Source organism: Variovorax sp. KBW07 (assembly GCF_003852515.1).
In the GTDB taxonomy this organism is placed as follows: domain Bacteria; phylum Pseudomonadota; class Gammaproteobacteria; order Burkholderiales; family Burkholderiaceae_C; genus Variovorax.
This window is the reverse complement of the sequence record NZ_QAJK01000008.1, coordinates 54430-67526: the sequence shown is the minus strand read 5'-3', so window position 1 is coordinate 67526 and position 13097 is coordinate 54430. Positions and strand designations below refer to the sequence as shown.

The 13097-nt window shown below is 68.6% G+C and carries 13 protein-coding genes; all 13 read left to right on the top strand.

The window, feature by feature from the left end:
- Nucleotides 1-163: 163 nt before the first annotated feature.
- The 13 genes from atzF to DBV14_RS01835 all read left to right on the top strand — a co-directional run bounded on the left by atzF (nt 164) and on the right by DBV14_RS01835 (nt 13076).
- Entirely contained in the window at nt 164-1885 is a 1722-nt protein-coding gene (gene atzF, locus DBV14_RS01895; RefSeq protein WP_124457502.1) for an allophanate hydrolase, read from the top strand.
- A gap of 13 nt (nt 1886-1898) precedes the next feature.
- Complete coding sequence (locus DBV14_RS01890) at nt 1899-2897, top strand: ABC transporter substrate-binding protein (RefSeq protein ID WP_124457501.1); 999 nt, start codon at nt 1899-1901, stop codon at nt 2895-2897.
- A gap of 2 nt (nt 2898-2899) precedes the next feature.
- The gene (locus tag DBV14_RS01885; RefSeq protein ID WP_124457500.1) at nt 2900-3739 is read left to right on the top strand and encodes an ABC transporter permease; all 840 of its coding nucleotides are present in this window, start codon (nt 2900-2902) and stop codon (nt 3737-3739) included.
- Nucleotides 3736-4569 carry an ABC transporter ATP-binding protein gene (locus DBV14_RS01880; RefSeq protein ID WP_124457499.1) on the top strand — a complete coding sequence of 278 codons (834 nt, stop codon included), beginning with the start codon at nt 3736-3738 and terminating at the stop codon, nt 4567-4569. Before DBV14_RS01885 ends, DBV14_RS01880 begins: the two co-directional genes overlap by 4 nt.
- Before the next feature lie 12 nt (nt 4570-4581).
- On the top strand, nt 4582-4788 hold the full coding sequence (locus tag DBV14_RS01875; protein ID WP_124457498.1) for a DUF4089 domain-containing protein: 207 nt from the start codon (nt 4582-4584) through the stop codon (nt 4786-4788).
- Nucleotides 4785-6233 carry an AtzE family amidohydrolase gene (locus tag DBV14_RS01870; RefSeq protein ID WP_124457497.1) on the top strand — a complete coding sequence of 483 codons (1449 nt, stop codon included), beginning with the start codon at nt 4785-4787 and terminating at the stop codon, nt 6231-6233. The genes DBV14_RS01875 and DBV14_RS01870 overlap by 4 nt, the downstream gene beginning before the upstream one ends.
- Nucleotides 6230-6610 (top strand): oxalurate catabolism protein HpxZ, encoded by a 381-nt coding sequence (gene hpxZ, locus DBV14_RS01865; RefSeq protein WP_124457496.1) that lies wholly within the window; start codon nt 6230-6232, stop codon nt 6608-6610. Before DBV14_RS01870 ends, hpxZ begins: the two co-directional genes overlap by 4 nt.
- A gap of 47 nt (nt 6611-6657) precedes the next feature.
- Nucleotides 6658-7779: a BMP family ABC transporter substrate-binding protein gene (locus tag DBV14_RS01860; RefSeq protein ID WP_124457495.1), complete on the top strand. Its 1122-nt coding sequence runs from the start codon at nt 6658-6660 to the stop codon at nt 7777-7779.
- A gap of 25 nt (nt 7780-7804) precedes the next feature.
- A complete protein-coding gene (locus tag DBV14_RS01855) occupies nt 7805-8866 on the top strand; it encodes an ABC transporter permease (RefSeq protein ID WP_124457494.1) in 1062 nt (353 codons plus the stop codon).
- Nucleotides 8863-9786 carry an ABC transporter permease gene (locus tag DBV14_RS01850; RefSeq protein ID WP_124457493.1) on the top strand — a complete coding sequence of 308 codons (924 nt, stop codon included), beginning with the start codon at nt 8863-8865 and terminating at the stop codon, nt 9784-9786. Before DBV14_RS01855 ends, DBV14_RS01850 begins: the two co-directional genes overlap by 4 nt.
- A gap of 26 nt (nt 9787-9812) precedes the next feature.
- Nucleotides 9813-10541: a cysteine hydrolase family protein gene (locus tag DBV14_RS01845; RefSeq protein WP_124457492.1), complete on the top strand. Its 729-nt coding sequence runs from the start codon at nt 9813-9815 to the stop codon at nt 10539-10541.
- A gap of 8 nt (nt 10542-10549) precedes the next feature.
- The gene (locus tag DBV14_RS01840; protein WP_124457491.1) at nt 10550-12148 is read left to right on the top strand and encodes an ABC transporter ATP-binding protein; all 1599 of its coding nucleotides are present in this window, start codon (nt 10550-10552) and stop codon (nt 12146-12148) included.
- 259 nt (nt 12149-12407) lie between these two features.
- Complete coding sequence (locus DBV14_RS01835; protein WP_124457490.1) at nt 12408-13076, top strand: cysteine hydrolase family protein; 669 nt, start codon at nt 12408-12410, stop codon at nt 13074-13076.
- Nucleotides 13077-13097: the final 21 nt, after the last annotated feature.

Below are 13097 nucleotides of genomic sequence, written 5' to 3'. Positions count from 1 at the left end.
CCGTCGGCGTGGGCGTCGCCATGAACAGCAGCGAGGCGCTTGATCGAACGCTGCAGCCCTCACCCTAGCCCTCTCCCAGAGGGAGAGGGGACAAGCCCAAAGCCCCGAATCCGTTGGCACGCCACTTGCATCTCGACTTGTACACAAGTTTGGATGCCTGAAGATGGTGCATGTAGAAAACGGATCGCCCGCCGCCGCCTGGATCGCGAAATTCGCGACCCCCGTGCGGGGTGCGCAAGACAACGAAGCGCTCGGTGCGGTGCTCCCGCTTGCCGGCCTGCGCTTCGCCGTCAAGGACAACATCGACGTGGCCGGCGTGCCCACCACTGCCGCCTGCCCGGCCTTCGAGCGCTCGCCCAGCGTCCATGCGGCCGTGGTGCAGCGCCTGCTCGATGCCGGTGCATCGCTCGTCGGCAAGACCAACCTCGACCAGTTCGCCTGCGGCCTCAACGGCACCCGCTCTCCCTATGGCGAAGTGCCCAACGCCTTCGACGCGCGGTATGTCTCCGGCGGCTCCAGTTCGGGCTCGGCCTATGCGGTGGCGGCCGGTGAAGTCGACTTCGCCCTCGGCACCGACACCGCCGGCTCCGGCCGCGTGCCTGCGGGGCTCAACAACATCGTCGGCCTCAAGCCCTCGCGTGGACTGCTGAGCACCTTCGGCGTGGTGCCGGCGGCGCAAAGCGCGGACTGCGTGTCGATCTTCGCGCGCACCGTGGCGCTGGCGGTCGACGTGCTGCTGGCTACGGCCGGCCACGACGCGCGCGATCCGTACTCGCGCGACCTGGCCCTGCGCCGCGAACCGATGCCCGCGCGCTTCCGCTTTGGCGTGCCCGACACGTTGAATTTCTTTGGCGACAGCGCCGCCGAACAGGCCTTTGCCGAAGCACAGGAGAAGCTGGTGGCGCTGGGCGGTTCGCCCGTCAGCATTCCCTATGCGCCGCTGGCCGAAGCCGCCGCGCTGCTCTATGAGAGCGCGCTGGTCGCCGAACGCTACGCCGCGGTGCATGCGTTCTTCGACGCCCACGGCGACGAGGTGATCGAGCCGGTGCGCAGCATTCTTGCAAGCGGCCGCAACTACACAGCGGCCGATGTGTTCGATGCGCAAACACGCCTGCGCGCCATTGCGCAGCAGGTCGCGCCGATGTGGCGCGGCATCGATGTGCTGCTGGTGCCCACCGCGCCCACGCACTACAGCCGCGAGCAGATGCGTGCCGACCCGGTCGTGTGCAACCGCAACCTCGGCGCGTACACCAACTTCGTCAACCTGCTCGACTACGCCGCGCTGTCGGTGCCGAGCAGCCTGCGCGCGGACGGCCTGCCCTTCGGCATCACCCTGATCGGCCCGTGCGGCAGCGACCTCGCACTGGCCGAACTGGGCCAGCGCTATCACCACGCCACCGGCCTTGCGCAGGGCGCGACGGGGCTGCCGCTGCCCGCACCGCGTCCGGTGCCCGGCCTGGCCGCGCCGGGCGCCGGCACGCTGCCCATCGTGGTGGTCGGCGCGCACCTCTCGGGCATGCCGCTCAATGGCCAGCTCACCGAGCGCGGCGCCACGTTGCTGCGTGCGACGACGACGGCGGCCGCCTATCGCCTCTACGCGTTGCCCGGCACCACGCCGCCCAAGCCGGGCCTGCAGCGCAGCGAAGAAGCCGGCGGTGCCGCCATCGACGTCGAAGTCTGGGCCCTGCCGCTGGCGCAGGTCGGCAGCTTCCTGGCGCTGATTCCGCCGCCGCTCGGCCTGGGCAGCGTCGAGCTGGCAGACGGCAGCTGGGCCAAGGGCTTCATCTGCGAAGGCCATGCACTGGCCGGCGCGCAGGACGTGACCCACCACGGCGGCTGGCGCGCCTACATCGCAAGCCGCACCGCTGCCCCCCATTCCCATTGATCCAGGAGTTTCGATGACCACCCCAGAAAAATCGTTCGCATCGCGCCGCCAGTTGCTGCAAGCCGGCGCAGCCGGACTCGCCGTGCTGGCCGCACCGGCCGTGGTGCGCGCGCAGGCCGCGCCCAAGCTGCGCATCGGCTTCTGGCCCGTGGCCGCGGGCTTGCCGTTCTTCGCGGCGGTCGATCGCGGCTACTTCAAGGAAGCGGGGCTCGATGTGGAGCCGCTCAAGTTCGCCGGCGCGCAACAGGTCATGGAGGCCATGCTCGCGGGCCGCTGCGACGGCAGCGCCAACGGCACCGGCTCCGCCAATCTCGCCATCGGCGAGATCGCGCAGCCGGGCCTGTTCAAGATCTTCTGCACCAACCCGAGCAACGCGAAATTCGTGCTCGACGAGTTCATCGTCGCCAAGGACAGCCCCATCAAGACCATGGCCGAACTGGCAGGCAAGAAGGTGGCCTCCGGCCCCGGCATCCAGAACGTCACGCTGTGCAAGACCATGCTCGAACGCGCGGGCGCCAAGGGCGCGACCGTGAGCGAGCTGCCCATCGGCCAGCACGTGGCCGCGTTGGTGGCGGGCCAGGTCGACGCCTGCTACACGCTGGAGCCCACCGGCACGGTCGGCCGCATGAACGGCACCACCCGCGTGATCGAGGCCGGCGTGGTGGCCAGGTACATCCTCGGCGACCCGATGGCGCCGTGGCACGGCGGTGCGGCCAGCCTCACCACCGAGTTCATCAAGAAGAACCCCGAGGTCGCGAAGAAGTACATCGCCGCCTACGCGCGCGGCGTGGAGCTGGTGCGCAGCAAGCCCGACGACGCGCGCCAGCACATGAAGGGCTACACCGCCATCGAAGGCAAGCTCACGGCCGAGGTGCCGCTCGCGTCGTACATGCTCCACAACGAGTTCAAGCCGAGCGACGTCGCGTACTTCCAGAAGTTCTACGACCTGTTCACCGAGAAAGGCATCTTCGAAAAGAAGGTGCTGGTGGACGGCCTTCTCTACAAGGCGTGACCATGGCCGACACACACACGACCGCGGCCACCGCTCCTGCCGGACGATGGACCCCGCCTGCCGGCACCGCGGTTGCGGCTCCCAAGCCGCCATTGAGCGACCGCCTGCTGCCCTTCATCGGCCCCGTGGCGCTGTTCATCGTGTGGGACCTGGTGGTGCGGCTCGGCTTCATCAAGCCGATCCTGTTGCCCACGCCCGCCGACACCATTGCGGCGCTGATCACGGGGCTCGCGGGCGGTCCGCTGCTCACCGATTTCGCGATGACCGTGTGGCGCACCCTGCAAGCCTTCCTGATCGCGGCGGTGGTCGGCGTGCCGCTGGGCGTGCTGCTCGGCAGCAACGAGAAGGCCTACCGCAGCGTGGAGTTCCTGATCGACTTCTTCCGCTCGACACCGTCGTCCGCGCTGATTCCATTGTTCCTGCTGGTCTTCGGTGTGTCCGATGTCAACAAGGTGGCCATCGCCGCTTTCGGGGCACTGCTGATCGTGGTGTTCAACAGCGCCTACGGCGTCATGAATGCCCGCAAGCAACGCGTGATGGCCGCGCGCGTCATGGGCGCTTCGCGCTGGCAGGTCTTCAAGGACGTGCTGATCTGGGAAAGCCTGCAGCCCACCTTCGTCGGCCTGCGCTCGGCGGTGTCGATGGCGCTGGTGATCGTCATCGTGGCCGAGATGTTCATCGGCTCCGACACGGGCCTGGGCCATCGCATCATCGATGCGCAGCAGGTGCTCAACGTGAAGAGCATGTACGCGGCCATCCTTGCGGCCGGTGCGCTGGGCTACGCGCTCAACGTTCTCTTTCTCGTCGCCGAGCGCCGCATCGTGCACTGGAGCGGAAGATGAAAGTCACGCCCGACATCGTCATCAACGGCCCGGTGTATGCCGACGTGCCCAAGCCGGTCTTCAAGCCCGGCCCGGCCGGCACGCACATCACCATTCGCGGGCTGACCAAGTACTTCGCGGGCTGGCCGCTGTACGAGAACTTCGACCTCGACATCCCGAAACACAAGATCGTCTCGGTGTTCGGGCCCAACGGCTGCGGCAAGTCCACGCTGATCAACATGATCGCGGGGCTGGTTCCCATCGATTCGGGCGAGATCCTGTTCGACGGCAAGCAGCGCAAGGACACCAAGATCGGCTACGTGTTCCAGAACTACCGCGAGGCGATGTTCCCGTGGATGCGGACCATCGACAACATCGCGTATCCGCTGAAGCTGGAAGGCCGAAGCAAGGCCGAGGTCGACCGGCGCATGGAAGAACTGGTGGCGTCGTTCGACGTCAAGTTCGACCTCAAGCGCTTTCCGTACGAGCTGTCGGGCGGGCAGCAGCAGACCGCTTCGATCATGCGGGCGCTCGCACCCAACCCCGAGGTGCTGTTTCTCGACGAGCCTTTCTCCGCGCTCGACCTCGAGATGACGCTCTTCATCCGCGAGAAGCTGCAGGAGGTGTTCATGCAGACCGGCACCACCATGCTGCTGGTGTCGCACGACCTCGAAGAGGCCGTCTACCTCGCCGACGAGGTGCTGTTGCTGACCAAGCGGCCGACCAGGGTGGCCGAGATTCTTCGCTACGGCGATGCGCGGCCGCGCACGGTCGAGACGCTGAGCAGCGAGAGCTTCGTCGCGATGAAGAAGCTCAGCCTCGACATCTTCCAGCGCGAAGTGCGCCGCTAGGAGGGCAGGGCCATGACACCCCGACAGGTCGAAAACCACGTCGATGCCGTGGCGGCGGCACTGGGCCTGCCGCTGTCGCCGGCCCATCGGCCCGGCGTGCTTCGCTACTTCGCGCTCGCGGCCGAATTCGCGGCCGTGGTGGAGGCGGTGCCTCTCCCGATGCATGCCGAATCCGCGGTGCACTTCTCGCCGGTCGCGCCTTCGGAGAAAGAGGCATGACCGCCGGGCTACTCCTCGCCGAGGATGCATGGGCCATGGCGGATGCGGTCCGCGGCAAGGCCGTCAGCGCCACCGCGCTGGTACAGGCCAGCCTGGCCCGCATCGCCGCGACCGATCCGCACGTCAACGCGTTCACCGGCGTGCTGGCGGAACGCGCGCTGCGCCGCGCCGGCCAGATCGACGCATCGCTGGTTTCCACACATGGCGAACGCACCCGCGAGCTGCCGTTGCTCGGCGTGCCGTTCGCGGTGAAGAACCTGTTCGACATCGCCGGCCTGCCGACGCTCGCGGGTTCGAAGATCGAGTGCGACAGCACACCGGCACGCGCCGATGGCGTGCTGGTGCGGCGGCTGGAGCGCGCGGGCGCCGTGCTGGTGGGCGCACTCAACATGGACGAGTACGCCTACGGCTTCACCACCGAAAACAGCCACGTCGGCGCCACGCGCAACCCGCACGACACGAGCCGCATCGCGGGCGGCTCTTCGGGCGGTTCGGGGGCGGCCGTGGCGGCGGGGCAGGTGCCGTTGGCGCTCGGCTCGGACACCAACGGCTCCATCCGCGTACCCGCCTCGCTGTGCGGCGTGTTCGGCTTCAAGCCCACCTTCGGTCGGCTGCCGCGCACCGGCAGCTACCCCTTCGTTTCCAGCCTCGACCATCTCGGTCCGTTCGCCCGTTCGGCGCGCGACCTGGCGCTGGCCTACGACGCGATGCAGGGCCCCGAAGACGCTTCGGGCCCGCGCGACCCGGGCTGTGCGCAGCGCGCGGTCGAGGCCGTGTCGGCCGGGCTGGCGCACGGTGTGCGTGGCCTGCGCATCGGCGTGCTGGGCGGCTACTTTCGCGAGCGCGCCATGCCCGAGGCGCTCGCGGCGGTCGACCGCGTGGCCGATGCGCTCGGTGCGCGCGCCACCAGCATCGAACTGCCGATGGTCGAGGCTGGCCGCGCCGCCGCCTTCCTGATCACCAATGCCGAAGGCGCCGCGCTTCACCTGGACGACCTGCGGCGTCGTGCGCACGACTTCGAGCCGTTGTCGCGCGACCGCTTTCTTGCCGGCGCCTTGCTGCCGGCCGCCTGGGTGGCGCGCGCCCAGCGCGTTCGACGCGCCTACGCCGAGGCCGTGGCGCGCGTCTTCGAACACTGCGACATATTGCTGGCCGCGGCCACCCCCGGCGCGGCGACCCCGATCGGCGCGGAGACTTTCGAGATCAACGGCCAGCGCCTGCCGGTGCGGCCCAACATGGGGCTGCTGACCCAGCCGATCTCGTGCATCGGCCTGCCGGTGTGTGCCGTGCCGGTGTGGGGTGCGCACGCACGCTTGCCCATCGGCGTGCAGGTCATCGGCGCGCCGTGGCGCGAAGACCTCGTGCTGCGCGTGGCCGCGGCGCTCGAAGCCGCGGGCGTGGTGCAGGCACCGGTTGCCTCGCTCCCTGGGGGAAAGCCGGCATGACCCCCGAGATCAACCTGCCCGACGTGCACGCGGAAGTCGAAGCGGCCTTCGCGCGCTACGAAGACGCTCTCGTGAACAACAAGGTCGAGGTGCTCGACGAACTGTTCTGGCGCAACCCCGCCACGCTGCGCTACGGGGCCACCGAGAACCTCTACGGCTACGACGCAATCCAGGCCTTTCGCGCAGGCCGGCCATCGCAAGGGCTGGCGCGCGAGCTGGTTCGCACCGTCATCACCACCTACGGCCGCGACTTCGCCACCGCCAACTGCGAGTTCCGGCGCGAAGGCGCCAGCCGCACCGGCCGCCAGAGCCAGACCTGGATGCGCACCCCGGAAGGCTGGCGCGTGGTCGCTGCCCACGTGAGCCTGCTGGCCTGAGCGTGCCCGCCTTTTTTGCCCTCCCCTCAACTCCCCGAAAGAACGCCATGACAAGCCAATTCAATCGCCGCGATTCCCTCAAGTCCCTGGCCGCGCTCGGTGCCGCAGGCACGCTCGGAGGCTGGAGTGCGCTGGCCGGCGCGCAGGCCAGCAAGCCGCTGACCGTGGGCGTGATCTACGTCGGCGCGCGCGACGACTACGGCTACAACCAGGCGCACGCCATGGCCGCGGCCGAAATCAAGAAGCTGCCGGGCATCAAGGTGGTCGAGGAAGAAAACGTGCCCGAGACCGCCGCCGTGCAGAAGACCATGGCCGGCATGATCTCGCAGGACGGCGCGAAGCTGCTGTTCCCCACATCCTTCGGCTACTTCGATCCGCACATCCTGGCGGTGGCGCCCAAGTACCCCGACGTGCGCTTCTCGCACTGCGGCGGCCTGTGGGCCGAAGGCAAGCACCCGAAGAATGTCGGCAGCTTCTTCGGCTACATCGACGAGTGCCAGTACCTGAACGGCGTGATTGCCGCGCACATGACGAAGAGCAACAAGATCGCCTTCGTCGCCGCCAAGCCCATTCCGCAGGTGCTGCGCAACATCAACGCCTTCACGCTCGGCGCGCGTTCGGTCAAGCCGAACATCACCTGCAGCGTGATCTTCACGGGCGACTGGTCGATGGCCGTGAAGGAAGCCGAGGCCACCAACAGCCTGGCCGACCAGGGCTGCGATGTGTTCACCATGCACGTCGACGGCCCCAAGGTGGTGGTCGAGACGGCCGCCAAGCGCGGCAAGATGGTCTGCGGCTACCACGCGAGCCAGGCCAAGCTGGCCCCCAACGCCTACCTCACCGGCGCGGAGTGGAACTGGCTCACCGCCTACAAGGCCGCCATCGAAGCGGCGCAGTCCGGCAAGCCGCATCCCAACTTCCTGCGCGGGGGCCTGAAGGAAGGCTACGTGAAGATGTCGGCCTACGGCGTCATGGTGCCGGACGCCGCGAAAAAGCAGGCCGACGACATCAAGGCCCGGATGATCGCGGGCACCTTCGACATCTTCAAGGACGGCATCAAGGACAACAAGGGCGCAGTCGTGGTGCCGGCCGGCAAGGTGCTCAAGCAGACCGACCTGGAGCTGGAGAAGATGAACTACCTGGTCGAAGGCGTGCTCGGCTCGGCCTGAATCCCGGTACACCAAGGTCGCCGCCATGCGCCACGCGCTCAAGGAATTCGCCCTGCCGGTGTTCGCCATCGCGGCGGCGCTGCTGCTGTTCGGCCTGCTCGTGGCCTTTGCCGGTGTCGATCCGGTGGAGGTCTGGGCCACGCTGTTCAAGGGCGCGTTCGGCGACTGGTTCTCGTGGCAGAACACGCTGCAGCGCGCTGCGCCCCTGATGCTCACGGCGCTGTGCGTGGCGTTGCCCGCGCGGGCCGGACTGATCGTCATCGGTGGCGAAGGCGCGCTGGTGCTGGGCGGCCTGGCGTGCGCGGCGTTCGCCCATGCGGTGCCGCTGCCCGGCAACGCCATCGGCACGGTGGCGGTCTGCATCGCGGGCGCGGTGGCCGGCGCGCTGTGGATCATGCTCGCGGGCTGGTTGCGCCAGTACCGCGGCATCAACGAAACCATCAGCAGCCTGCTGCTGGCCTACATCGCCATCGGCATCTTCAAGCACCTGGTCGAAGGGCCGCTGCGCGATCCGGCGAGCCTGAACAAACCTTCGACCCACGCGCTGAACGGCGGGCTGCTGATCGGCGGCATCGGTGGCTCCGACGTGCACTGGGGGCTGGCGATCGGCGTCGTGGCCTGCCTGGCGCTCGGCGGGTGGCTGCGCGCCACGGCCTTGGGCTTTTCGGTGCGCGTGGTCGGCGGCAATTTGCGCGCCGCCCAGCTCGTGGGCCTGCCGGCCACGCGGCTCATTCTCACGGCCTGCGGGCTCGGCGGCGCGTGCGCGGGGCTCGCGGGCGCGATCGAGGTGGCGGCGGTGCACACCAACGCCAACGCCTCGCTGATTGCCGGGTACGGCTACGCGGGCATCCTCGTGTCGTTCATCGCGCGGCACAACCCGGTGGCCATCGTGCCGGTGGCCATTTTGTTCGGCGGCTTCGGCGCGGCCGGCAGCCTGCTCCAGCGCCGACTCGGTTTGCCCGATGCGTCGGTGCTGGTGCTGCAGGGCATCGCCTTCGTGCTGATCCTCGCGAGCGAAGGGCTGCGCACGGTCAACTGGAAGAAGGTGGGCGACCGCATGCTGCCCGAACCCAGGAGCTACACATGACGGCCGACCAGTGGATCGCGCTGGTCGCCGGCATCGTCGGCGGTGCCTTGCGCGTGGGCGCGCCTTTCCTGTTCGTGAGCCTGGGCGAATGCCTCACCGAAAAGTCGGGCCGCATCAACCTGGGGCTCGAAGGCGTGCTGGTGCTGTCGGCCATGGCGGCCTTCGGCGGCGCGTACCTCACCGGCTCGGCCTGGCTCGGCGTGCTGGTCGGTGCCACGGCGGGTGCCGCGCTGGCGTTGCTGCACGGGCTGCTGTGTTCGCTCGATCGCGTCAACGACGTGGCCACCGGCATCGCGCTGATGCTGCTGGGCACCGGGCTCGCCTTCTATCTCGGCAAGCCGCTGATCCAGCCGCAGGCGCCGCAGATCCCCGCCATTCCGCTGGGCTTCTGGAGCGACAACACGGTGGTGCGCTCGGCCCTTCAACTCAACGCGCTGGTGCCCATCGGCGTGGTGCTGGCGGTGCTGCTGTGGTGGGGCTTTGCGCGCACGCGCGCCGGCCTGCTGGTGCGCATGGCGGGCGATTCGGCCCAGGCCACGCGCGCGCTCGGCTATTCGGTGTCGGGCTTGCGCATCGCGGCCACCACCGCGGGCGGCTTCATCGCCGGGCTGGGCGGCGCGTCGCTCACGCTGTTCTATCCGGGCAGCTGGAACGAAGGCATTTCGAGCGGGCAGGGGCTGATTGCCGTGGCGCTGGTGATCTTCGCGCGCTGGAGCCCGCTGCGCTGCGTGGGCGCGGCATTTCTCTTCGGCGGCGCGGGCGCCATCGGGCCGGCCCTGCAGTCCATCGGCATCGGCTGGGGCTACCACCTGTTCAACACCGTGCCGTATGTGCTCACGCTGGTGATCCTGGTGCTCACCTGCAAGCCTGGCAGCGCCGCCATCGGCAGCCCCGGCGAACTTTCATCGACAAGGAACTGAGTGCCTGCGCAGGCCGAACGAAAGCCATGACCACCATCGCCAACACCACCGAACGCCACGTCGCCGCCGAGCCCTATGCCTGGCCCTACAACGGCGCCCTGCGGCCCGACAACACCGCGCTGATCGTGATCGACATGCAGACCGACTTCTGCGGCAAGGGCGGGTATGTCGACGTGATGGGCTACGACCTGTCGCTGGTGCAGGCGCCCATCCAGCCCATCGCGCGCACGCTCGCGGCGCTGCGCCCGCTGGGCTTTCACATCATCCACACGCGCGAAGGCCACCGGCCCGACCTGGCCGACCTGCCGGCCAACAAGCGCTGGCGTTCGCGGCAGATCGGCGCGAACGGCGTGGGCATCGGCGACGATGGGCCTTGCGGCCGCATCCTGGTGCGCGGCGAGCCCGGCTGGAACCTCATTCCCGAGCTCGCGCCACTGCCCGGCGAAGTGGTGATCGACAAGCCCGGCAAGGGCTCGTTCTATGCCACCGATCTCGAGCTGATCCTGCGCACGCGCGGCGTGGAAAACCTCATCCTGGCCGGCATCACGACCGACGTGTGCGTGCACACCACGATGCGCGATGCCAACGACCGCGGCTTCGAATGCCTGCTGCTGTCCGACTGCACGGCCGCCACCGACCACGGCAACCATCTCGCGGCGTTGAAGATGATCACGATGCAAGGCGGCGTATTCGGTGCGCATGCCACGTCGCAGGCCCTGCTGGCCACGCTCGCGCCCGAAGCGGCGACAGCCTGAAGTACCACATGGCCGCCGCTCTTTCCGCGCAACCCATCGGCGGCCTGCCCGCCGGCACCGGTGCGCTCGCGCTCGACACCTACGAGCTGACGAAGCGCTTCGGCGGCTTCACCGCGATGGACCGCGTGACGATGCGCGTCGAGCCCGGCACGGTGCACGCACTGCTCGGCGAAAACGGCGCGGGCAAGAGCACGCTGGTGAAGTGCGTGGCTGGCTTCCAGCGCGCGGAAGAAGGCAGCATCCTGATCGACGGCCGGGAGCAGGACATCGCCAATCCGATCGTGGCGCGCGCGCTGGGCATCGGCATGGTGTACCAGCACTTCACGCTGGCGCCGGGCATGACGGTGGCCGAGAACCTGTTGCTGGCCGGCGGCAAGACGCCCGCGCTGATCGACTGGAAGAAAAAGCGCGCCGAGCTGGAAGCCTTTCTTGCGACCACGCCCTTCAGCCTCGACCTGGACGTGCGGCCGTCGGAGCTGGCGGCGGGCGAGAAGCAGAAGCTCGAACTTCTCAAGCAGCTGTACCTGAAGCCTCGGTTGCTGATTCTCGACGAGCCGACCTCGGTGCTGACGCCGCAGGAGGCCGACGAGGTGCTGGGCCACGTGCGGGAGTTCGCGCGCAGCGGCCTGTGCACGGTGCTGATCATCACGCACAAGTTTCGCGAAGTGATGGCGTATGCCGACAGCGTGACGGTGCTGCGTCGCGGCAAGGCGGTGCACCACTGCCGCGTGGTGGGCACCAGCCCGGCGCAGCTGGCGCAGGCCATGATGGGAGGCGAGGGCGCGGTGGCTGCGGCGCCGGCTTCTTCGCCTTCGGCAAGAAAGCCGGTCGCGCAAGACGCGCCCGTCGCATTGAAGGTGCAAGGGCTGAAGGCGCAGGGCGATCGCGGCACGCTGGCATTGCACGGGCTGAGCCTGTCGGTGCGCGCGGGCGAAATATTGGGGGTGGCGGGGGTGTCGGGCAACGGGCAGCGCGAGCTGGTGGAAGCGCTGGTCGGGCAGCGGCCGCGGCTCGCTGGCAGCGTGACGGTGATGGGCCAGCCCTACGACGCGCGGCGCGCGGAGAACCACCGCCTGAAGGTCCGCAGCCTGCCCGAAGAACCCTTGCGCAACGCATGCGTGGGCGACCTGAGCGTGTCGGAGAACATGGCGCTGCGAGACTTCGACAGGCCGCCGTTGTCGCGGGGCGGGGTGCTCGACTTTCCTTTCTGGCGCCGCCGTGCGCGCGAGTGGATTGCGGAGTACGGGGTCAAGACGCAGGGCGAGGGGACGCCGATTCGCAGCCTGTCGGGTGGCAATGTGCAGCGCGCGGTGTTGGCGCGCGAGCTGGCGGGTGAGATCAACGTGCTGATTGCGGCGAACCCGGTGTTCGGCCTCGACTTTGCGGCGGTGGCGGAGATTCATTCACGGATCGTGCAGGTGCGAGAGAAGGGCGGGGCGGTGCTGCTGGTCAGCGAAGACCTCGACGAGTTGCTGGAGCTGGCGGACCGCATCGTCGTGATGAGTGAGGGGCGCGTGGTGTTCGAGACTTCTGCTGCGGGGGCTGAGAGGCATGTGATCGGGGCGCATATGGGGGGTGGTGGGCATGCTGAGCCGGCTGTTGCATGAGCGCTTTGTTCGCTTCCGTTGGAAGGCCGCCCGGTATGCGGCGCGGTGCGGTCGCCCCCGCTGTGCCGGCCCTTCGGGCTGCCCTGCGGTGCTCGCGTTTCGCGGGGTCTCGCAGAACTCGCTGCGCTCAAACAACTGCGAGCCCTGTCCGCGAAACGCTGCGCTCCTCGGCGGCCCAGAGGGGGCGACCACACCGCGCCGCACACCGGGCTCCGGGGTGGCGTGCTTTTTCCTGCCTTGAATGTGAGCGAGAACAGCCATGCGGATAGATGCCATTCCTTTCTCTTATGACTTTGCGTTGAAGCATTCGGCGCTGGTTCTTATCGATATGCAGCGCGATTTCATGGAGGCCGGTGGCTTTGGTGAAACCCTGGGCAACGATGTTTCGCTGCTGCAGGCCATCGTGCCTGCTACACGCAAGGCCTTGCTGGCATGGCGACGAGCCGGAGGGCTCGTGGTTCATACGAGGGAGGCGCACGCCGCTGATCTGTCGGACTGCCCGGCCGCCAAGCGCAACCGGGGCAACCCGGCGCTGCGCATCGGCGATGTCGGGCCGATGGGGCGCATCCTCGTGGCGGGTGAGCCAGGGAACCAGATCATCGAGGCGCTGGCGCCGGTGGCGGGAGAGATCGTCATCGACAAGCCGGGCAAGGGCGCCTTCTACGCCACCGGCCTGCACGAACTGCTGCAACGACGCGGCATCACCCACCTGCTGTTCGGCGGGGTCACCACCGAGGTCTGTGTGCAGACCAGCATGCGCGAAGCCAACGACCGCGGCTACGACAGCCTGCTGCTCGAAGACTGCACCGAGAGCTACTTTCCGGCCTTCAAGGCGGCCACGCTGGAGATGGTGCGCGCCCAGGGCGGGATCGTGGGCTGGACCGCGACGAGCACGGCGCTGCTCGCGGCCCTGGACAGCACCGCATGAAGCGGGCGCCAGCGACTACCA